Below are 22,706 nucleotides of genomic sequence, written 5' to 3'. Positions count from 1 at the left end.
CCGCCCGGGTCTCGATGGGCGAGCGCCTTCTTTATCTATACTATAATGCGGCGGGCTTTTGTTCGGAATGGAAAATCCCCAAAACGGCCTGCAATATTTTTAGGATTTGCAGAAAAGATGCAATATCTTCAGCTCAAAGCTGTAAATCCTTCATCTTTTGCACAAAAGCAATTGTCTTATTCGATATTTTCGGTACTATATATACAAAGACCTTCCCGTCCGATGGCCCGGGCGGCCCAGGCGCCGCAGCCGGCCAGGGCGGCGCCCACCGCCCAAAAGCAGGCGGCGGCCCCGGCTGCCGCCACCGCCGACGAGCCCGCCAGGAAGGCCGCCTCCAGGGCGCTGCTGCTCATGTGAAAGACCGACAGCGCCCAGGCCCGGTCGTCCTGCAGGCCCCGGGCGTCGATGAAGGCGTTCTCGCCGGCCTCCAGCAGACAGGCGGGCAGCTGCAGCAGCAAGGGCAGCGCCAGCATCAGCGCCAGGGCAGGTCCGGCCCGGCGCACAAGGCCCAGCGCCGCCATGACCGCGCCGGCCGCGCCGCAGCACAGCCCCAGCGCCCGGCTGCGCCAGGCGGCGGGAAGGCGCCGCAGCAGGGGAGCGGCCAGCATCTGCAGGGCCGAATACCCCAGGATGACCGGGGTCATCCACGCGGGGCGCAGGCCGCAGGCCGCCAGCTTGTCCGCATAGAAAAAGTTGACCAGCAGCTGCCCCATGCTCAGCGCCGCCAGGGCCGCCATCAGAGCCAGGGACCGGCGGTCCAGCAGCTGCCCGATCCGGGCGCGGCCGCTTCCGGGGCGGGAGGGGGCAGGGGACTTTTTCTCGGCGGGCAGGGTACAGGCGGCCAAAAAGGCCACCCCCGCCGTGCACACGGTGGCGGCCAGCAGGCCGGTCAGCCCCTGCCAGGCGTACAGCCCCGCATACAGGACGGTGCTGGTGATGAAGCCCGCCGTCTCCCGGTTTTCCACCTGGGCGGTGCGGGCCAGGAAGGCCTCGGGGGGCACAGTCGCGTAGAGATAGGCGCTGCGGGTGCCCGAATCAAAACCGAGGGCCACCCCTTCCACCGCCGCTTCCAGCCCGAACAGAGCCGGCGAGCCGCACAAAAAGGCCGTCAGCAGCAGCGCCCGGGCCAGCAGGAACAGCCCTTCGCACAAAACCAGGGTATTGCGGTAGCCGATCCGGTCGGTCAGACGGCCGGCCGGCAGTTCGGACAGCAGCGCGGCGCAGGCCAGCGCCGCCTGCAGCAAAAAGAACTGCCCCACCGTCACGCCGGCGGCGGTCCGCACCAGCAGCGCCACCGGCCCAAAAAAGACAAGCCCGTCAAAAAAGGACTTGACGTCCAGGCCGTCCAGCGGGCGGCCTGCTTTTCCAGCGTATTCCATTGTACGATCCTCCAGTGCAGCGCACAGGGCGGGCCGGCAGAAGGCCGCGCACCGCTCTTGCGCATCCGTCAAAGCAGCAAAAAAACACCGCCGCGCACCCAAAAGCACGCCCTTTGGCAGCGGGCGTCCGGGAGCGGGGCAGAGCGCTTTCAGACAGATGTCAAGGCAGGATCACATGGAACAGCATGGTCAGGTTCCTTTCTTCACGGGCTGATGATCTGGCCTCATTATAGCACGGCGCCCTTGTCTGCGCAAGTCGGGAATGAAGGTTGACATCCCGGCCAAAAAAAGCTACTTTATAAAAAGACCGATCCGCATGTTCCACAAAAAAGGGGGGAGCGCCATGAAGTTTGCGTGGATCCGCAGGATGTCCCTGCGCCGTCAGATCCTGTGGGGGACCCAGTTGTTCACCGCCGTTGTCAGCCTGCTGGTGGGCCTTGTGCTGTTTTATGTGTCCGACGCCAACATCCGCTCCAACACCCTGCGTTCGGTGGAGTTCAACCTTCAGCAGATGGCCACCTCGGTGCAGACCAGCGTCGAGACCGCCAACGACCTGCTGAACTGGGCCTCCACCGACAGCACCCTCCGCCGCTACCTGTCGGTGGACACCCTGGACGGCCTGCTGACCTCCTCGGCCTACAATACTTTTCAGGACCGGTATCTCTCCAGCCAGCTGCAGACCCGGATCACCCGGTTTTTCATCACCAACGGCGCCGACCGCTTTTTGCAGCAGGGCAGCCTGAGCAGTTCGGTGGCCCTGAACGCCCAGACCCTGCCCCTGTTTGAAGGCTTCCCGGCGGGGCAGCTCTCCTTTGCCCAGGACCCGCTTCTGGCCACCCACCCCGACTGCCTGGTGATGGTGCGGGAGATCCGCTCCAACCGCGTCAACGTGGGCTGGGTGTACCTGGGCCTGGACACCGCCGTCATCACCGGCGCGGCCGACAATTACATCATGCCCGAAAACGGCGCCCTCTACTGGAAGCTGGGGGAGCAGCTGTGGCGGATCGACGGACGGCACCTCTCCGCCCTGGAGGAGGGCCTGGACGCCTCCTCCTACCACGCCAGCGGGCTGGCCTCCCCCGATACCCGGGTCTACCGTGTGATGCGCAACGGCAACCCCTTTCTGGCGGTGGAAGTGCGCCTGGACGGCTGGGACGCCGGGCTGGTGCAGCTTTTCCCCGAGAGCACCCTGCTCAGCCAGCGGATGATCTATCTGGTGCTGATCGGGATGGGGATCCTGCTTTTGTGGCTGATGGACGCGCTGCTGCTGCGCTGGCTGGATGCGGTCATCACCCGGCCGGTGGCCGCCCTGCGCCACCGCATCGACCAGATCAGCGAGGGGAACTTCACCATCGACCACGACATCGAGTGGACCAACGAGCTGGGGGACATCGGCCGGGGCATCAACCACCTGGCCGGCAACATCGAGGGCCTGCTGGCCCGCCGCCTGGAGGACCAGAAGCGGAAGCAGGACCTGGAATACCAGATGCTGCAGACCGAGATCAACCCCCACTTCATCTACAACACCCTCAATTCCATCCGGTGGATGGCCACCATCCAGAACGCGCCCGGCATCGCCGAGATGGTCACCGCCTTTGCCCGGCTGACCAAGAGCGTCTCCAAGAGCACCCAAAAGCTGGTGACCCTGCAGGAAGAACTGGCCCTCCTCAACGATTACTTTACTATCCAGCAGTACCGCTATGGCGGGGATATCCAGATCGAGGTGGCCCACATCGATGACGAAGCCATCTGCCGGGACTGCATGATCCCCCGGTTCACCCTGCAGCCCCTGGCCGAGAACGCCATCTTCCACGGGCTGGAGCCCCGGGGCGGCTACGGCAGCGTCCTGCTGGAGATCCGCACCAGCCCCGACAACGGGGACGTGCTGGTGACCATGACCGACGACGGGGTGGGGATGCCGCCCCACCAGGTGGCCCATCTGCTGGACCCGCCCGAGACCCAGGGCGACGCACAGGACAAGATCCGCCATGTGGGCCTGTGGAACGTCCACCGGCGGCTGCAATATTCCTTTGGGCCGAATTATGGGCTGGCCATCGAGAGCGAGCCGGGGGTGGGCACCGCCGTGACCATCCGCCTGCCCTACCGCAAGAAGGAAGGAGGCTGATTTCATGCTGCGGATCTTACTGGCTGACGACGAACCCCTGGTGCTGATCGGGCTGCAGGGGATGATCGACTGGGAAAAACAGGGCTACACCATCTGTGCCACCGCCCGGAACGGCAAGCTGGCCCAGGAGGCCATCCAGCGGGAAAAGCCGGACATCGTCATTGCCGACGTCAAGATGCCGGTGCTGGACGGGCTGACCCTGGCCCGGGCCTGCCATGAAAAAGGGCCCCTGCCGGTGTTCATCCTGCTGACCAGCCTGGAGGACTTCACCTATGCCCGGCGGGCCATCGAAGCCGGGGTGGTGGATTACCTCGTCAAGATGGAACTGACCGCCCAGAGCCTCTGTTCCGCCCTGGCCCGGGCCGCCGACCAGGTGAACAAGGAAAAGGCCCTGACCGGCCAGATGCCCAGCCAGAAGGTGGTGGCCGAGGGCCTGCGCACCATGCAGGACCGGTTTCTGATCCAGCTGTATGCCGGGCTGATCCCCGACGAAAAGCATCTGGAGCGGGAGATGAACGCCCTGAACCTTCACCTGGACCACCCCACCCTGGTGGTGGCCTTCTGCGAGATACGCCCCGCCAACCCCAACATGACCAGCGAGCAGCAGCTCAAGCTGAACCTGGCCTGCTGCCAGATGGTGGAGACCACCCTTCAGAACTACCTGTCCTGCCGGGCCACCGGCACCGACGTGCTCCATTTCAATGTGCTGTTCGGTGTGACCGAGGAGCAGGGCCAGGCCGTCAAGCCCCTGCTGGAACCCCTGCTGCAAAAGGCCAGCCAGATCGTCTACAACTATTTTTCGGCCCGGCTGCTGTGGGCGGTGGGCCGGCCGGCCACGGCTCCCCTCAGCCTGTCCCGGCGGTGCCGGGAGCTGGACAATTTCCGTCCGCTCCTGTCCGAGCGCAATCCCATCCTCTTTGCCGAGGAGATGGAGACCGACGCCAGCGCCTCCAAGCTCCAGACCGTGGCCCAGGTCAAAGCCTACATCCGGGAGCATCTGTCCGAAAAGCTGACCCTGGCCGATGTGGCGGCGGTGTTCAATTTCTCCCCGGGCTACCTCAGCCAGCTCTTTGGCAAATACGGGGGCGGCTTTGTGGAATACATCACCGAGGCCCGGGTGGCCGCCGCCAAAGAGATGCTGGAAAAAGGGGACAAGAAGATCTATGAGATCGCCGAGGAGCTGGGATTTGAGAGTTCCTTCTATTTTTCCAAGGTCTTTAAAAAGTCCACCGGCTTGAGCCCTCGGGAATACCAACAGAACCTTTGAGGAGGTGCGCCATGATCTCTGAACGCCTGTCCTTTCTGCCTGAGGTGCTGCCCTCTTTCAGGCCGTGCCCGCCCGCCCATGACCGGGCCGGGTGGGAGACCCTGCCCCCCGCCGCCAAAAAGCGGCTGATGGCCGCCGGCGCCGCCGAGGCAGCCAAGCCCCTGTCCGCCCTGCCCCTGTCCCTCTGGCTGGACTTTGCCCGCACCGGGAAGCGGTCCGAATGGGAGGAAGCCTGCTTTGCCCGCCGGGCCCGGCTGTGCGCCCTGGCCGCCGCCGAGTGCGTGGAATACCAGGGCCGCTTTTTGGACGCCATCGCCGACACGGTGTGGGCCATCTGCGAGGAAAGCGCCTGGCAGCTGCCGGCCCACAATTCCTATGTGCGGGACACCCCCCAGCTGCCTTTGCCCGACACCGCCCGGCCCCTGATCGACCTGTTCGCCGCCGAGGCGGGGGCTTTGCTGTCCACCGTCCACTATCTCCTGGGCGCCGAGCTGGAGCAGGCCTACCCGGGCCTTGCCACCCGGATGGAGCGGGAGGTCCGCACCCGCATCCTGACGCCCTACCTTCGGGACCACTTCTGGTGGATGGGCAACCGGGACGAGCCCATGTGCAACTGGACCAGCTGGTGCACCCAGAACGTGCTGCTGTGCTTTTTCCTGCTGCCCGACGTCAGCCAGGAGGAGCGCCGGGACGCCGTCCGCCAGGCCGCCTACAGCCTGGACTGCTTTTTGAAGGACTACGGCCCCGACGGCTGCTGCAACGAGGGCGCCCAGTATTACCGGCACGCCGGGCTGACGCTGTGGGGGGCGCTGCGCATTTTGTCCAGTGCCGCGCCCGAGGCTTTCGGACCCGTCTTCCGGGAGGAAAAGATCCGGAACATCGCCGAATACATCCTGAACGTCCATGTGGACGGGCCTTATTATCTCAACTTCGGGGATTGCAGCCCCCTGGCCGGCCGCTGCGGCGCCCGGGAATACCTGTTCGCCCGGGCAGTGGGCAGCCCCGCGCTGGAGGCTTTGGCCGCCGCGGATTTCCGGGCCGACCCCGACCCCGACCGCCTCACCGCCCAGGACGCCAGCAGCCGGATCAACCTGTGGTACCGCCTGCTGACCGCCTTCACCCAGCGGGAAATGATGGACTGTCCCGACCCAGGCCCCGCCCCGGCCGGAGATGTATGGTATCCCAGCGTGGGGATCTTCGCGGCCCGCCGGGGAAGCTGGGTGCTGGGGGCCAAGATGGGAGGCAACGGGGACAGCCACAACCACAACGACACCGGCAGCGTCACCGTCTACAAGGACGGCTGCCCCTTCCTCATCGACGTCGGGGTGGAGAGCTACACCCGCAAGACCTTCAGCCCCCAGCGGTACGAGATCTGGACCATGCAGAGCGGCTGGCACAACCTGCCCACCTTTGACGGGGTGATGCAGCTGCCCGGCGCGGCCTACGCGGCCCGGGACATCCGGGTGGGGGAGGGATGCATCTCGGCCGAGCTGTCCGGGGCTTATCCGCCCATCCGGGGGCTTGGCAGCTACCGGCGCACCGTGTCGGTGACCGAAGAAGGGGTGGCCCTTTCGGACCGGACCGACTGGGACGGCGAAGTGGAGCTGACCCTGATGACCCAGCGCCGGCCCCAGCTGAGCCCGGGCGGTCTGGCGCTGGAGGATCTGGGGGTGATCCGGATCAGCAGCGGCGCCGAGATCAGCCTGCAGCCGGTGCCGGTGGAGGACCCCCGGCTGCGCACCGCCTGGCCCGATACGCTGTGGAAGATCAGCATCTATTTTTACAAATCCCTCGACCTGTTCCTCGAGTAAACAGCAGAAAAGGAGATCCTACGATGGAAACCATCAAGCTCAAAGTTCTGGACCAGGCAGGCCACACCCTGATGACCTGCCCCGGCAGCCAGGAAGTATCCCTGGTCTACACCGGCGCCTATCAGCCGGGGGACCGCATTGCTTTGGAGATCGACCACCCGGGCCAGTTCTGCGTCATCCAGCTGGAGGACACCATGCTGCCCGCCCTGGTGTATGTGGTCAAGCGGGAGATCAACTTCCACATCCCCTTTGGGGAGCAGGCCATCACCTATTCCCCCAAGAGCTTCCAGGGCAGCCGCCATCTGATTCGGGCCCGGCTGGCCAGCCCGGAAGAGCTGGCCGCACGCCGCAACCTGGCCTTCAACTGCTACGACCAGCACGGGGACACCGGTTTTTACCCCCACGCTTCCGCCAACGTCGAGACCCGGGGGGAGGCGGTGTTTGCTGCGCGCAACGCCATCGACGGCATCTTTGAGAACACCGCCCACGGGGAATACCCCTACCAGAGCTGGGGGATCAACCGGGACCCCAACGCGGCCCTGACTTTGGATTTTGGCCGGGAGGTGCTGCTGGACGAGCTGCGGATCACCGAGCGGGCGGACTTCCCCCACGACAATTACTGGGTGCAGGCCACCGTCACCTTCTCGGACGGCAGCCAGATGGAGCTGCCCCTGGTCAAGAGCGCCAAGCCCCAGTGCTTTTCCTTTGCGCCCCGGCGGGTGCGCAGCCTGGTGCTCAGCCAGCTGATCCAGGCTGAGGGGCCGTCCCCCTTCCCGGCCCTGACCCAGATTGAGGCCTGGGGCAGGGAATGCCTGCCTGAAAAGGAAGGTGTCCAGGCATGAGCTGGTTCGACGCTTTCTACGGAGGTCCGGGCCGGGGGGTGGACCCCAACGAGCCCGAAAAGAAGGGGCTGCGGCGCTTTTTGCAGATGGTGGGCCGGGATTTCGGACAGTTGGTCGGCACCAACTTCCTGGCCTGCGTCCTGCTTTTGCCCGCGTCCCTGGGGGTGTCCCTGGGGGTCATCCTGCTCAACTTTCCCTTCACCCTGCTGATGGGCCTGGTGTCCGGCCTGACAGGCGGGCTGGGCCTGCTGCTGCTGGCGGACTGCGGCCTGCGCAGTCTCTGCAACGACCCTTCCCCCTGGCTGCACCGGGCCTGGCAGACGGTGAAAGCCAAATGGAAAACCGCCCTGCCCCTGGGTTCCCTGATCGTCACCCTGCTGGGGGCTCTGTGTTTTGTGTGGGCCTACATCTTTGAGGTGATGCAGGCCACCGGGCAGTATCCCGGCAGCGCGGTGGTGGTATTCCTGGGCTTTGATATGCTGGTGCTGGCGGTGGGAGGCACCCTCTGTGTGGCCGTACTGGCCGCCGCGGCCCCCGAAGGGCTGCGCTTCCGGGACCTGTTCCGGGGGGCGGGGTCTATGCTGCTGGCCGCCCCGGGGCGGTGCATCGCCGGGGGCGCCGTCTCGATGGCGGGCGTGGCGGTGCTGATCCTGTTTTTCCCGGTCAGCACCTTCTGGGCCATGCTGTTCGGGTTCTGGCTGCCGGCCCTGGCTGCCATGCAGCTGCTGTTCCCCCTGCTGCGGGAGGGGTACGACCTGGCGGTGCAGCGCCGTTCGGACGCCATGCCCGGCGCCGATGCACCCCTGACTGAAAAAGAGAAAAAAGCCCGGGCCCGGGCCAACTGGTGGTATTACAACTGGGGCGTGGTGGTGCTGGCCATCGTCCTGGCGGCCGGCGTGGCCTATGTGATCTACGGGCTGAACACGGAAGTGGACCCCGACTACTCGGTGGCGGTGGTCACCGCCGACACGCTGCCGGACGCCTCGGCCCTGCAGCTGCAGCGGGTCCTGGAAAGCTACGGCCAGGACCGCAACCAGGACGGCGCGGTGGTGGTCAGCCTCAACGTATACACCTGGAGCGCCAACGCCTCCCTCACCGACATGAACAGTCAGATGGCGGGCGCCACCCGGATGAATACCGACCTGGCCAACGGGGACAGCGGCATCTGGGTGCTGGCCGACCCCGAGGGCTTTGAGGAAGCCTACGGCGCCCTGAGCGAGCATCTGGGGGAGAACTGGCGGGACCAGCTGTATAACTGGACCGACGTGCCCGCCCTGGCCGGGGCCGACCTTGGCAGCTACAACACCTCCGCCGACGGCTCTGCCAGCCAGTCGGTGCAGGAGCTGTTCGCCTCCTACAAGATCGCTGTACTGGACGCCTCCGACGGACTGTGGGATGCCATCCAGGACGCCGCCTCCTGACGGGAGCTGTATTTTGTCGTTTTTTTAATAGTTTTAGTCCAAAAAGAGATTGTATTCCACCCGTGCCGGATGTATCCTAAAGGTGCGGAACGGAGCAACGGCCGGGACGCGATTCTCCAAAAAATCAACACACACACGCTGATAGGGGACGGGACACACCGCCCCTTATCGGTGTTTGCGCCCGTGCGGCGCGGGCGGCATTTCAGCGGATTTTCCGCACAAAAGGAGGACCCCTTATGACGGAACGGGAAAAGATGGATCTGGGCCTTTGGTACGATGCCAACTTCGACCAGGATCTGGTGGAGGAGCGCCGGAAGGCCGCATCCCTCTGCCTGGCTTTCAACAACTGCGACCCCATGGACACCCAAAAGCAGAGCGAACTCAAGCGCCAGCTTCTGCCCCATGCGTCCGAGACGGTGGGCATCGCGGCCCCCTTTCAGACCGACTACGGCTGGAACTGCTACATTGGGGAGGGCACCGACATCAACCGGGGCGCTTACCTGATGGACGGCGGCCGCATCACCATCGGCGCCCACTGCTTTATCGGACCCAACTGTGGGATGTACACGGCCAACCACCCCCTGTGCTACCAGGAGCGGAACCGAGGCTTTGAGAAGGCCGGCCCCATCACCATCGGGGACAACGTCTGGCTGGGCGGCGACGTGACCATCCTGCCCGGCGTCACCATCGGCAGCGGCGCGGTCATCGGGGCAGGCAGCGTGGTGACCCACGACATCCCCGCCAACACGGTGGCCTTTGGCAACCCCTGCAAACCCCATCGGGCCATCACCGACGCCGACCGGGTGCTGGAGGAGTAAAACCGGCCCGCAGGGCCCTGCATAACAGAAACCCCCGGCTTGTTTTCCACATTTTGTCTGTGCATCTGTGGAAAACGGGCCGGGGGTTTGTATTCAGTTTCACATCAGGCTGTGGAACACCACGGTGGCGATCTGGAAATAGATCAGCAGACTGCAGGCGTCCACGATGGTGGACAGGAAGGGGTTTGCCATGATGGCCGGGTCGAAGCCCAGTTTTTTGGCGCCCAGGGGCAGCAGGCCGCCCACCAGCTTGGCCAGGATGATGCTGAGGAACAGCGCCAGGCTGACCACCACCACATAATCCATCACGTTGGGGTATTGGCCGCCCCCAAACACGCCGTACATCAGCCAGATGCGCAGGCCGTTGGCCACGCCCAGCACGGCGCCCACAATGACCGCCACCCGCAGTTCCTTGTATACTACCTTGAGGAAGTCGCGGGGTTCGATTTCATCCAGGGCCAGGCCGCGCACCATCTGGGTGCTGACCTGGTTGCCGCAGTTGCCGGCGGTGCCCATCAGCATGGGCATGAAGGATACCAGCAGGGGAAGGGCCACAAAGGCCTGCTCGTAATGAGTGGTGACCATGCCGGTAAAGGTGGCGGACAGCATCAGGATCATCAGCCAGGGAATGCGCTGCTTGGCGTGGGTCCAGACGCTGGTGCCAAAGTAGGTGGTGGCCTCGTCGTCGGGGAGAATGGCCGCCATTTTCTGCATATCTTCGGTGGATTCTTCGGTCAGGACGTCGATAGCGTCATCGATGGTGATGATACCCACGAACATCCCTTCGTTGTCCAGGACCGGCATGGCGGTGAAGTCGTAGCGCTGCATCTCACGGGAGACGAACTCCTGGTCGTCGTTGACGTGCACCGCGATGACGTTGTCGTCCATGATCTCGGTGATCGGGGTATCCAGTTCGGCCAGCAGCAAACTGCGCACCGACACGATGCCCAGCAGCCGGTTTTTGTCCACCACATAGCAGGTGTAGAGGGTCTCGGCCTGCTCGCCCTGCTGGCGGATGGCGGTGAACGCCTGGCGCACCGTCATCTCCCTGCGCAGGCGGACATACTCGAGGGTCATCAGACTGCCGGCCGAATTCTCGGGATAGTGCAGCAGCTTGTTCAGACTCTCGCGGGTCTGCGGCGAGGACTTTTCCAGCACCCGCTTGACCACGCTGGCGGGCATATCCTCCAGCAAGTCGGCCGCGTCGTCCAGGCTCATCTCCTCAATGGCGCCGATCAGCTCCACGTCGGTGAATTCATCCACCAGCTCGTCCCGGGCCTCGTCCGACATATAGGTGAACACCTCGGTGGCCACCTCTTTTTTCAGCAGGCGGAACACCACCAGACGGTTGTTTTCATCCAGTTCTTCCAGCAGCTCGGCCAGGTCGGCGGGCTGCATATCCTCGGTGACCTCCCGCAGCTTGACATACTGCTTTTTGACCAGCAGCTTGAGCAGACGGCTCTTGGTCAGCTTATTGGGGGCGGCGGGGGCCTCTCTGGCCTCCTCCCGCTCGGCCTCATGGATATCCTGCCGCAGGTCCTCGGCGGCTTCCTTGTCGTTCAGATCCCGCACCAGCTTTTCCCGCACCTCGGCGGGGATGTCGGCGGGCAGTTCCTGGGCGGGCATCTGCACCAGATGTTCCAGGGACTCGTGGTCCAGGGTGTCATTCTCCTTCTTGTCCATTGGTCTCTTCCTCCTCCGTTGGTTTTTACAGGAGGGTACAGTCCATCGGAAGATCGAAAAACAGAAAAAATGCGCGGCCTGCCGGGGGCCGAAAGCCTATGCTTTCCCCCCTGCAAAGCTGCGCTTTGCCGCCTGTGTGCCCAGACGGGAACAGGGGAGACCCGCAGGCTCCCCTCACACAGCACGTCCAAGGCCAGGGCGTATGACCGCCTCAGGCCTTCCAGTCCACCCCAAAGGCGAACGCAGCTTTTCCATTGTCCGATGCGCTGTACCGCTCGGATCTACTATGATCCGGGTCCATTTTCCTGCGTTCACCTCCCATTGTGTTTATCGTTTTGATTATAACGCGGCGTGCAGAAAGGGTCAACCCCCAACCGAAATTTTACGTATTTTTTCCAAAAGGCAAAACAATGCGGGGGCCGGCTTTGCAGCCGACCCCCGCAGAGGGACCCTATCTTTCGTGACGCAAAAGTTCTTTTGTTTTGGTGCGATCAACAACAGAAGGAATATATGGTTCTATTCCTCTTTGCCGCCACATCGGATGGGTGTTTTACCCGAGCGCCGGGGCTGTCTCTATGGCCCCTGCGCCCCTTATATCATCTCCCGGTATGGTGCCCCGGGGGTGTTATAAGTATTATTGGAAATTAGGCTTCAGTAGCAGTCTGAGTGACCATAATTGCCACAACCCACATACTCTGATCAGAATGCTGACGGCTAGCCACCTTCAACGCACTAATCTCAGCCTTGTACTCAAAATTGAAGTTGGCTACACTAGCAGGGAAAACAGTAGTGCTAACGCCATTACTCGCAATCCACGATTTAACAACAGATTTCACAGCATCTTCTTCATCAAGTTTGCCGGAAACACCAAGCACATCAATAGCGACTCGGTTTCCAAGCACACTCGGTGTAGCATCAAAGTCAGCCACAGTAATAATGTTCATGTTGCTAAACTCGTCGTCAAGCTTTTCCCCTACAGTCTTGACTGCACTGCTACCAGTTCCCTCATTAATTACAGTAAGGGTCCCATAAGTATTTTCAATATGATCATCCGTCAAATTGTCAGAGTTTTCTGCAACTTTTTTCACATTGCTGTCCAAATCTGCATTCGAACCGAATGTAAAAATGTTTTTCTGAGGACCAGACAACATATAGTTTGCATACTCGGCAGCATTAGAAACAACCGGAGTTTCAGGATCTGTAGGATTGCTGGAAGAAGGGTTGTCCTTGCAGCCAGCCAGCATGCTGACGGCCATGATGCCGGCCAGCGCCAGAGAAGCAATCTTCTTGAGTTTCATAATGAATTTTTCCTCCTTATGGTGTATAAAAGATAGAGACCCAAAACAGGTTCAAAGGAAGGTCCTTTCCTTTGTGTGCCTATCATAACATACCCCCCCGTGTCAAGACCCAATTTCAAATTTTCCCTTTTTTTCTTTATTTTCTTTAGTTTGAAATCTCTAACTTTGGGCGCAGGGGATTCGGAGGCAGCAAAAAAGCGCCCCGTCTGTCAGGGACAGACGGGGCGCTCTCGGTTTTTTCAGGGTACGGCCAAAGCCTTGCCCAAGGCGGACCTCAATTACTTGTACAGATCCACCAGGCGGGTCAGGTGCTCATAGCGATCCTGGGCAGCCTTCTCGTTCTCAGCGAACAGCTTCTTGGCGCGCTCGGGGAAGGCGCGGGTCAGGCGGCTGTAACGGGTCTCGGTGGCCAGCAGGTTCTGATACTTCTCAGAATCAACAGGCTTGGAGGTGAGGGTGAAGGGGTTCTTGCCCTGGGCCTTCAGAGCGGGGTTGAAGGTGAACAGATTCCAGTAACCGGACTCCACAGCCTTCTTCATCTCGTTCTGGCAGTTGGTCATGCCGCCCTTGATGCCGTGCAGCTCGCAGGGAGCGTAGCCAATGATCAGGGACGGGCCGGGGTAAGCCTCAGCCTCGGCGATCGCCTTGATGGCCTGGTTCATGTTGGCGCCCAGAGCGATCTGAGCCACATAGATATAGCCGTAGGTCATGCAGATCTCGGACAGGCTCTTCTTGCTGATCTCCTTGCCGGCAGCAGCGAACTGGCAGACCTCACCGATGTTGGAGGCCTTGGAAGCCTGTCCGCCGGTGTTGGAGTACATCTCGGTGTCGAAGACCATCACGTTGACATCCTCGCCGGAAGCCAGAACGTGATCCAGGCCGCCGTAGCCGATGTCGTAAGCCCAGCCGTCACCGCCGAAGATCCAGACGGACTTCTTGGCGATGTACTGCTTGCTCTTGAGCACCTCAGCGGACTTCTCGCAGCCGGCGGCAGCAGCCTTCTCCAGCTCAGCGATCAGAGCCTTGGCGGGCTGGTCGTTGGCGCGGGTGTTGTTCTTGGTCTCAATGAACTTGGCATAAGCAGCCTTCAGATCCTCGGAAGCCTTGTCGGAGTTGACGATCTCGTCAATCTCATGGATCAGGTTCTCGCGGATGGTCTTCTGGCCCAGATACAGGCCCAGGCCGTGCTCAGCGTTGTCCTCGAACAGGGAGTTGATCCAGGCAGGACCATGGCCGCTGTCCTTGTTGACGGTGTAGGGAGAGATGGCCGCGGTGCCGCCCCAGATGGAGGAGCAGCCGGTGGCGTTGGTGATATACATCTTCTCGCCGAACAGCTGGGTGATCAGGCGGGCATAGGAAGTCTCGGCACAGCCAGCGCAGGAGCCGGAGAACTCCAGCAGGGGCTGGTTGAACTGGGAGCCGATGACGGTATCATCTGCAAACTTGCTGGGCTTCTTGGAGATGTTGGCCACGCAGTAGTCGAAGACTTCCTGCTCGGCAGCCTGGCTCTCCTGGGGCACCATGGTGATCGCCTTGGTGGGGCAGACGGTGACACACTCGCCGCAGCCCATGCAGTCCAGCGGAGAAACAGCCATGACGAACTGATACTCGTTGGCGGGACGGTTGTCGCGGTGCTTGGTCTGGGCGGGCGCAGCAGCCAGCTCCTCAGCGGTCAGCTGGAAGGGCCGGATGGTGGCGTGCGAGCAGACGAAGGCGCACTGGTTGCAGCCCACGCACTTGCCGGCATCCCACTCGGGGACCATGACGGCGGTGCCGCGCTTCTCATAGGCGGAAGCACCCTGCTCCCACTGGCCGTTTGCATTGTGGGCAAAGGCCGAGACGGGCAGGCTGTCGCCGTCCATGCGGGCGATGGGCTCCATGACGTCGCGGATCTGCTTGACCAGCTCGGGACGGCCTGCCAGCTCCTTGGGAGCGGGATCGGCGTCGGGGTTGGACCAGCTTGCGGGCACGTCCACCTTGTGGATGGCGTCCACGCCGGCGTCGATGGCCTTCCAGTTCATCTCAACAACGTCCTGGCCCTTCTTGCCGTAGCTCTTCTGGGCGGCCTGCTTCATGAACTTGATGGCGTCGTCGATGGGCATGACCTCAGCCAGCTTGAAGAAAGCGGACTGCAGGATGGTGTTGGTGCGCTTGCCCATGCCGATCTCGATGGCCTTGTCGATGGCGTTGATGGTATACAGCTGGATGTTGTTGTCAGCGATATACTTCTTGGCCTCGGCGTTCAGGTGATGGCTCAGCTCCTCATCGGTCCACTGGCAGTTGATCATGAACACGCCGCCGGGCTTGACGTCCTGGACCATCTTCATGCCCATGTTGACGTAAGCGGGGTTGTGGCAGGCCACGAAGTCAGCCTGGTTGATATAGTAGGGGCTGCGGATGGGCTTGTCGCCGAAACGCAGGTGGCTGATGGTCACGCCGCCGGTCTTCTTGGAGTCATACTGGAAGTAAGCCTGAACGTACTTGTCGGTATGGTCGCCGATGATCTTGACCGAGTTCTTGTTTGCGCCGACGGTGCCGTCGCCGCCCAGGCCCCAGAACTTGCACTCCTTGGTGCCTTCTGCAGCGGTGATGGGGGCGGGCTTGATCTCGGGCAGGGACAGGAAGGTGACGTCATCGGTGATGCCGATGGTGAAACGCTCCTTGGGCTGGTCCTTGGTCAGCTCGGTGTAGACGGCAAAGATGGAGGACGGCGGGGTGTCCTTGCTGCCCAGGCCGTAGCGGCCGCCGATGACGGTGATGTCGTTCTTGCCGGCCTCACGCAGGGTGGCAGCCACATCCAGGTACAGGGGCTCGCCCAGGGCGCCGGGTTCCTTGGTGCGGTCCAGGACAGCGATCTTCTTGACGGTGTCGGGCAGGACCTTCAGCAGGGAAGCGGACACCCAGGGACGGTACAGGCGGACCTTGATGATACCGACCTTCTCGCCGCGGGCGTTCAGGTAGTCGATGACCTCGTCGGCCACGTCGCAGATGGAGCCCATGGCCACGATGACGCGGTCGGCATCGGGTGCGCCGTAGTAGTTGAACAGGTCGTAGTTGGTGCCGATCTTCTCGTTGATCTTGGCCATATACTTCTCAACGATCGCGGGCAGGGCATTGTAGACCGAGTTGCAGGCCTCACGATGCTGGAAGAAGACGTCGCCGTTCTCATGAGAGCCGCGCATCTTGGGATTCTCGGGGTTCAGCGCATTCTTGCGGAACTCCTCCACGGCCTCCATGTTGCACATTTCCTTCAGGTCGGCGTAATCCCACTTCTCGATCTTCTGATACTCGTGAGAAGTACGGAAACCGTCGAAGAAGTTCAGGAAGGGAACATGGCCCTCGATGGCGCACAGATGGGCCACAGGGGACAGGTCCATGACTTCCTGCACAGAGCTCTCAGCCAGCATGGCAAAACCAGTCTGGCGGCAGGCCATAACGTCGCTGTGATCGCCGAAGATGTTCAAGGCCTGGGTGGCGACGGTACGGGCCGACACGTCGAACACGCAGGGCAGCTGCTCGGCTGCGATCTTGTACATATTGGGGATCATCAGCAGCAGGCCCTGCGATGCGGTGAAGGTGGTGGTGATGGCACCTGCACCCAGGGCGCCGTGGACAGCGCCAGCGGCGCCGGCCTCAGACTCCATCTCGACGACCTTGACCTGATTGCCGAAAATATTCTTCTGGCCTGCTGCGGACCACTGGTCCACAGAGTCAGCCATCGGAGAAGAAGGGGTAATCGGATAGATGGCAGCAACGTCGGTGAACGCATAAGCTACATGCGCGGCCGCGGTGTTGCCATCCATGGTTTGCTTTGCTCTAGGCATTTTTCTTCCTCCATTACTTTTTATTGGGCGGCCCGCCGGGCCGGCATCTGACGATATGCCGGCTGGCCGCCCTGGGGTACTTTGCAGAACATTCCGCCCCCGCCGGCCACAGGTCCTGCCGGAAGGGCATGATTGCTCATCTATTATAATAGCAAATTCCCGCCCCAAAGTAAACGCAATCCGTCTGGTAAAACACACCAATAATTTGATTAAAAATTTGTGAGGTTTTTATCTTTTTTTCTTTTGATCTCCCTGGTTTTTGCCTTTTTGCACCCCGAAAGGCCCAAAAGAGCGGTTGACAGGCCGCCCCGGTGCAGGTAAACTGAAGATACAGGCCGGTACGGGTGTTTTCCACCCTTTCAACTTGTTTTCCACCCGCGGACGGTCTGGCGCCGGGCGCGGCCAGGCGCGCCGTTTCAGACCACCGAGAGGGGGAACTTTTATGCCAACGCATTTTGAAAAGACCATCCGCAGCCAGACCGTGTACGAAGGGCGTGTGATCACCGTCACTCAGGACACCGCCCTGCTGGAGAACGGCGAGACCGCCCTGCGGGACGTGGTGCACCACCACGGGGGCGCCTGCATCCTGCCCTATTTTGAGGACGGCACCATCTGCATGGTGCGGCAGTTCCGGTACGCCATGCAGCAGGAGCTGTGGGAGCTGCCCGCCGGCAAACTGGAAAAAGGGGAGGACCCCTTTGAGGCGGCCAAACGGGAATTGACCGAGGAGTGCGGCGTCACCGCCGACGAATATATCTCCCTGGGGCAGATCTATCCCACGGTGGGCTACGATACCGAGGTCATCTACATCTGGGCGGCCCGGGGGCTGCACCCCGCCGCCATGCACCTGGACGACGACGAGTTCCTGACCCCCGAGCGGGTGCCTCTGGAGAAAGCCATCGACATGGTGCTGTCGGGCGAGATCCGGGACGCCAAGACGGTGGCGGGCATCCTGAAATTCAAAGCCCTGCTGGACCGCGAAACGATCTGATCTTCATACCACCGGCCCCTGCCTTTGCGGCAGGGATCTCAGCGTGTCGAAAAACGACACGCTTTAGGGGGAACCCATTTCTGCCTGCTGCGCAGGTCAGAAATCCTTTCCCCCTAATATCCCCCTTTTAGACAAAATTCAGCGCTGAACCGCGCACTCGCCGCAAAGCGGCTCGCACACTCTCAGTGCTGAATTTCCCTGTATGTGTCCTGTCCATCCGCACATGTCGGCTGGACAGGATTTTTTTGTTTGGGCGGGGTGCAAAAACGCCCTGCCGGTCACCGGGACAGGCAGGGCGGATGGGTCATTCGCTGCGCAGGGCCACCACAGGGTCTTTCTTGGCGGCGCTGCGGGAGGGGATCAGGCCCGAAATGAGCGTCAGCAGCACGCTGATGCCGATCAGGACCAGGGCGGCCGGCAGGGGGAGCACGGCGTTGAGGTTGCCCGCGCCGGTCACGGCGTGCATCACGGCGCTGATGGGGATGCACAGCAGATAGGTCACCACCACGCCGATGACGCCGGAGGAGAAGCCGATGATCACCGTCTCGGCGTTGAACATGATGGACACATCCCGCTTGGAGGCGCCGATGGCCCGCAGGATGCCGATCTCACGGGTGCGTTCCTGCACCGAGATGAGGGTGATGACCCCGATCATGATGGAGGACACCACCAGGGAGATGGCCACGAACGCGATCAGCACATAGGTGATGGCGCTGATCATCGAGGTGACGGTGGACATCAGCAGGCCCACATAGTCGGTGTAGGAGATCTGGTGCAGTTCATCCACCGTGCTGTTGTAGTCGGCGATCACCTGTTCCACCGTGTCCTTGCTCTCGAACGAGGCCGCATACAGGTTGATGGAGGCGGGGGAATCCAGGTCGATGCTGCCCAGCATGGTCAGATTGTCCTCGTAGGTGGAGTCGGAAAACTCCATCACCAGGTCATAATACCGGGCCCACTGGTCCGGGGTGTAGCCATCCATGGCCAGCTCCAGGGCGTTGACCTTCTGGGCGTCGGGCACCATGGCCAGCTGCTGGCTCACCTGCTGGGCATACTGGTTCTGCATCTGCACTTCCAGCAGCTGGGAGAAGGTGCTGCGCAGATCCTCGTCGCTCATCTGCTGCACATAGCGGTCGATCTGTTCCTGGCTGACGCTCATCTGCTGGGTCAGCACCTGGGACAGGGTCGAGACGATCTCCTCGCGGCTCATCTCCGCCAGCATGGCGTCCACCTGTCGGGTGATCTCGTCCTGGTCGGGCTGGCTCATGATCCGGACATAAACCTGGGCCTTGCCCGCCTGGTCCAGCCCGTCGATATAGGCCCGCAGCTCCTGCTCTTTCTCCGCCCGGGTCAGGCTGTCGGCCCGGGAACGGAAGGGCAGCCCGGTCAGGATATCCCGGCTGGGATCGGCCTTCTGGGCCGCCACTGCCTGGGACTGTCCGGCCTGCTGCACGATGTAGTCGATCAGGCCCGCGGTGTAGCAGATCCGCCCCGAGATCATGCCGCTTTCCACATCGGGGTTTTTGCGGATGATGCCGGTGACGTGGAGTTTCAGGGCGTTGTCGTAGAGGTATTTCAGCCCCGCGTCGGTCTCCCGCAGGTCGGTATACAGGCCGGTGGCCTCGTCGTAGGTATAGCAGTCGGAGGGCAGGATGACCCGGAAATCGGTGGAGCAGATCTCCTCGTAGCTCCAGCTGGTTTTGGCGCCGGCGGAAGCCTCTTTGCCGTCGGCCAGGGCCTGCATCTCCTCCTCGGGGATGAGGCCGAGGGCATACAGGGTCATGTCATCCAGCTCGTTGTTCTCGTCCACCACCAGGACGATCTGGTCATAGCTGGCCGGCCAGGAGCCGTAGATCAGGTCATACTGCCGGGTCAGCAGGGGGTTCACCGCCGCGCCGTTTTCCCCGGGCAAAAGCTCCTGCCAAAGGTTCATCATCCCGCCGCTCATCATGGTGGTCATCCCGGCCGCGCCGGATGTACCGGCCGACGCCGCGCTGCCCGTCCCGCCCATCAGGGTGGAGAGGCTGGAGGAATCCATCACCGACACCAGCAGTTCCTGCATCAGCTGGGTGGTGTCCGAGTGGATGATGGTCCCGTCCACGTTCTGGGTGTAGACGCTGGGCTGGATGCTGTAGGTGTACTGGATGCCGCTCAGCGCTTCCCGGAAGGGGGAGGAGGGGTCGGCCAGCTGGTTTTCCAGATAGGTCTTGAAGGAGCGCAGGTCATTCTGAGCCACGTCCAGGTTGTACACCGCCGACACCAGATCCCGCACGGCGGGCCGCTCGTACACCGCGTCCCGCCCGTGGTCGCTCTCCCCGACGTTCAGATCCATGAAGGTCTGGATCAGGCTGGTGAGGTCCACATTGGTGGCCTGGATGGAAAGGGGATAGGACGCAAGGGCGTCCTCCTGCATGACGTTGATGTAATCGGTCATCCCCTGGGACACCGACAGGATCAGCGCGATGCCGATGATGCCGATGGACCCCGCAAAGGCGGTGAGGGTAGTGCGGCCCTTTTTGGTAAACAGGTTCTTGAGGGACAGCCCGAACGAGGTGGCGATGGACATGGTGGGCTTGCGGATCTTTTTGCCCCGGCTTGCCTCCACCTCGGCCTGGTCCTGGGCCCGGTTGGCCTCCAGTTCGGCGGGGGAGAGGGGGTCGGAGTCGTCGGTGATCACGCCGTCCAGCACCCGGATGATCCGGGAGGAATATTTTTGGGCCAGAGCCGGGTTATGGGTCACCATGACGATCAGGCGGTCCTTGCTGATCTCCTTCAGCAGTTCCATCACCTGGATGCTGGTCTCGGTGTCCAGCGCGCCGGTGGGCTCGTCGGCCAGGATGATATCGGGGTTGTTGACGATGGCCCGGGCAATGGCCACCCGCTGCATCTGGCCGCCCGACATCTCGCTGGGGCGCTTGTACAGCTGGTTGCCCAGGCCCACCTTTTCCAGAGCCTCCGCCGCCCGGTCCCGCCGCTCGGCCCGGCTGACCCCCGACAGGGTCAGGGCCAGCTCGACGTTGCGCAGCACCGTCTGGTGGGGGATCAGGTTGTAGCTCTGGAACACAAATCCTACCGAGTGGTTGCGGTAAGAATCCCAGTCCCGGTCCTGAAAGGATTTGGTGGAGCGCCCGTTGATGATCAGATTGCCGTCGGTATACTGGTCCAGCCCGCCGATGATGTTCAGCAGAGTGGTTTTGCCGCAGCCCGAAGGGCCCAGGATGGAGACGAACTCCGAGCGGCGGAACTGGATGCTGACCCCTTTCAGGGCATGGACGGTGCCTGCGCCCATAGGATAATCTTTCTTGATGTCGCGTAACTCAAGCATGGCGGATCTCTTTCACTTTCCTTTACCGTAAAGCCTGTCGTGATGGATTCACTTTTGTAGTATACCGTACAATTATGAACGTTTTCTATACATCCCACGCGACTTTTATGAAACTTTCACCGGTCACAGGGAGGTGACGAAGATCTCCACCCCGATGAAGATCAGGATGGCGCCGCCCAGCAGCGAGGCTTTGCCCGCCAGTTTGGTGCCGAAGGTGCGGCCGATCACCAGGCCCCCGGTGCAGATGACAAAGGTGACCGCCGCAATGATGGCGGCGCAGACAAGGGCCATCAGGGGACCGTATTCCGCAATGGTAAAGCCCACCGACAGCGCGTCGATGGAGGTAGCCACCCCCTGCAGCACCAGGCCGCCCCGGCTCACTGCGCCGGCGTCGTCTTCTTCCTTGCTGCGGATGCCCTCCAGCAGCATCTTGCCGCCGATGTAGCACAGCAGGATCAGGGCGATCCAGGGGATCAGGACGGTGAAGCCCTCGAACAGCTGCACCACCGTGTGGACGCAGATCCATCCCAGCAGGGGCATCAGGGCCTGGAAGCCCGCAAACACCCCCGCAATGCCGAACATCCGGCTGCGGCTCATGCCCGGCTCATGGAGGCCGTTGGCCATCGAGACCGAAAAGGCGTCCATCGCCAATCCCACTCCCAGCAGGGCGCTGTTGATAAAAAAGACCAGATTCCATTCCATTGTGCGTTTCCTCCGTCGCAAAAAGAGCGTTGCGCAAAAAAACCGGACACAGCGGCGGCTGTGCCCGGAAGTCGGCGGAACAAAGATGCGGCGGCTCCATGTACACAGCCCGGGCGGCGTCACCGCCCCGGCGCTGGGAACATGAGTCTCGCAATGGGTATAAGCAAGCCAGGCCCGGCGGGCCAGTATGTTGACTTGCTGCGCCGCGGTTTGCAGGCGGCGCTTGCTACTCCCTCATGGGTTTCTTTGGTTCTTGCAGCCACAGGATACCATATGAGCCGCCGGTTTGTCCATAGAAACCGCACACGCAAAACAATGCGGGGGCCGGCTTCGCAGCCAGCCCCCGCAGAGGGACCCTATCTTTCGTGACGCAAAAGTTCTTTTGTTTTGGTGCGATCAACAACAGAAGGAATATTGGTTCTATTCCTCTTTGCCGCCACATCGGATGGGTGTTTTACCCGAGCGTGCAGGTGGTCTCTGGCACCTGTGCGCCCCTTATATCATCTCCCGGTATGGTGCCCCGGGGGTGTTATAAGTTAGATTTAGTACTGGTCAGCAGTGTAGTCCAGAGTGATGGCAATGCCGATGATGACTTCGTCCTTATCAGCGTCAGCTTCCTGCTTATTCTGAAGGCAGTCTGCTTTAGCAATGCTGATGCTATAATCGTAGGTATCATTCCCTGCATTAGCAACTTTCTCATTCAGAACGTCAGCAATCTGATTAATAGCTGCTGCAACACGCTTATTGATGTAATCATCGTTGTGCTCACGGCTAATCGCCAGCAGCGTATACACCGTCACATCATCAGCAGCAAGCAGTCTATTAGCATTGGTATTCTTCCAATTCGTCGAACTTGCAGGAATCAGCTTATCAGTATAAACTGCATTCCCCATATATTCCTGAGCAACTTTATGAAAATCGCTACCGTTGTAGCAAGCGGTCAGCACATCCAGACCATTTGCATCATATTTGCAGTTTCTAGCAGAATATGTAACAGCCTGGTCGAGTTTAGTATTGCTGCTAGCTGCAAACAACGCCTTAGTAGTAGATGCAGTTTCATTCAAAATGGTAGAAGTGTAGGTGCTAGTTGGATTGGTGCCTTCGCTGGAAGAGCCGCTGTTGCCGTTGCCGCCGTCCTTGCAGCCAGCCAGCATGCTGACGGCCATGATGCCGGCCAGCGCCAGAGAAGCAATCTTCTTGAGTTTCATAATGAATTTTTC

13 protein-coding genes and 1 pseudogene are annotated in these 22,706 nt (G+C 61.5%); 7 read left to right on the top strand and 7 right to left on the bottom strand.

What is annotated here, in order from left to right; all coding sequences use genetic code 11:
• Positions 1-176 precede the first annotated feature (176 nt).
• A complete protein-coding gene (locus B5G12_RS11715; RefSeq protein ID WP_087325025.1) occupies positions 177-1,379 on the bottom strand; it encodes an MFS transporter in 1,203 nt (400 codons plus the stop codon).
• Positions 1,380-1,722: 343 nt separating this feature from the next.
• Here B5G12_RS11715 and B5G12_RS11710 point away from each other — a divergent pair, with 343 nt between their 5' ends.
• The 6 genes from B5G12_RS11710 (at position 1,723) to B5G12_RS11685 (ending at position 9,663) form a co-directional block, all read left to right on the top strand.
• Positions 1,723-3,504, top strand: coding sequence for a sensor histidine kinase (locus tag B5G12_RS11710; protein ID WP_087325024.1), 1,782 nt, complete (start codon positions 1,723-1,725; stop codon positions 3,502-3,504).
• Between the two features lie 4 nt (positions 3,505-3,508).
• The gene (locus B5G12_RS11705) at positions 3,509-4,771 is read left to right on the top strand and encodes a response regulator transcription factor (protein ID WP_087231222.1); all 1,263 of its coding nucleotides are present in this window, start codon (positions 3,509-3,511) and stop codon (positions 4,769-4,771) included.
• 11 nt (positions 4,772-4,782) lie between these two features.
• Positions 4,783-6,582, top strand: coding sequence for a heparinase II/III domain-containing protein (locus tag B5G12_RS11700; RefSeq protein WP_087325023.1), 1,800 nt, complete (start codon positions 4,783-4,785; stop codon positions 6,580-6,582).
• 23 nt (positions 6,583-6,605) lie between these two features.
• Positions 6,606-7,424 carry a carbohydrate-binding protein gene (locus B5G12_RS11695; RefSeq protein ID WP_087231228.1) on the top strand — a complete coding sequence of 273 codons (819 nt, stop codon included), beginning with the start codon at positions 6,606-6,608 and terminating at the stop codon, positions 7,422-7,424.
• A complete protein-coding gene (locus B5G12_RS11690; RefSeq protein ID WP_087325022.1) occupies positions 7,421-8,845 on the top strand; it encodes a hypothetical protein in 1,425 nt (474 codons plus the stop codon). The genes B5G12_RS11695 and B5G12_RS11690 overlap by 4 nt, the downstream gene beginning before the upstream one ends.
• A 236-nt stretch (positions 8,846-9,081) precedes the next feature.
• Entirely contained in the window at positions 9,082-9,663 is a 582-nt protein-coding gene (locus B5G12_RS11685; RefSeq protein ID WP_087325021.1) for a sugar O-acetyltransferase, read from the top strand.
• 99 nt (positions 9,664-9,762) lie between these two features.
• On the opposite strand, the gene mgtE is transcribed toward B5G12_RS11685, so the two are convergent.
• From mgtE to nifJ, 3 genes are all read right to left on the bottom strand, one after another.
• Positions 9,763-11,346: a magnesium transporter gene (gene mgtE / locus B5G12_RS11680; protein ID WP_087325020.1), complete on the bottom strand. Its 1,584-nt coding sequence runs from the start codon at positions 11,344-11,346 to the stop codon at positions 9,763-9,765.
• 644 nt (positions 11,347-11,990) lie between these two features.
• Positions 11,991-12,644 (bottom strand): hypothetical protein, encoded by a 654-nt coding sequence (locus B5G12_RS11675; protein ID WP_087325019.1) that lies wholly within the window; start codon positions 12,642-12,644, stop codon positions 11,991-11,993.
• A 278-nt stretch (positions 12,645-12,922) separates the two neighbouring features.
• The gene (gene nifJ, locus B5G12_RS11670) at positions 12,923-16,468 is read right to left on the bottom strand and encodes a pyruvate:ferredoxin (flavodoxin) oxidoreductase (RefSeq protein WP_087325018.1); all 3,546 of its coding nucleotides are present in this window, start codon (positions 16,466-16,468) and stop codon (positions 12,923-12,925) included.
• Between the two features lie 442 nt (positions 16,469-16,910).
• Here nifJ and B5G12_RS11665 point away from each other — a divergent pair, with 442 nt between their 5' ends.
• Entirely contained in the window at positions 16,911-17,459 is a 549-nt protein-coding gene (locus B5G12_RS11665) for an NUDIX domain-containing protein (protein WP_087231246.1), read from the top strand.
• 304 nt (positions 17,460-17,763) lie between these two features.
• Here the strand turns inward: B5G12_RS11665 and B5G12_RS11660 are convergent, their stop codons facing one another.
• From B5G12_RS11660 to B5G12_RS14825, 3 genes and pseudogenes are all read right to left on the bottom strand, one after another.
• The gene (locus B5G12_RS11660) at positions 17,764-20,784 is read right to left on the bottom strand and encodes an ABC transporter ATP-binding protein/permease (RefSeq protein ID WP_087325017.1); all 3,021 of its coding nucleotides are present in this window, start codon (positions 20,782-20,784) and stop codon (positions 17,764-17,766) included.
• A 123-nt stretch (positions 20,785-20,907) separates the two neighbouring features.
• Positions 20,908-21,486: a manganese efflux pump MntP gene (locus B5G12_RS11655; protein ID WP_087231253.1), complete on the bottom strand. Its 579-nt coding sequence runs from the start codon at positions 21,484-21,486 to the stop codon at positions 20,908-20,910.
• A gap of 542 nt (positions 21,487-22,028) precedes the next feature.
• Positions 22,029-22,706, bottom strand: a pseudogene (locus B5G12_RS14825) (hypothetical protein); the annotation flags it as partial.

This window comes from Faecalibacterium sp. An58 (genome assembly GCF_002161515.1).
GTDB classification, from domain to species: Bacteria; Bacillota; Clostridia; order Oscillospirales; family Ruminococcaceae; genus Faecalibacterium; species Faecalibacterium avium.
The sequence above is the reverse complement of the archived record's forward strand: the minus strand, read 5'-3'. Positions and strand labels throughout refer to the sequence as shown.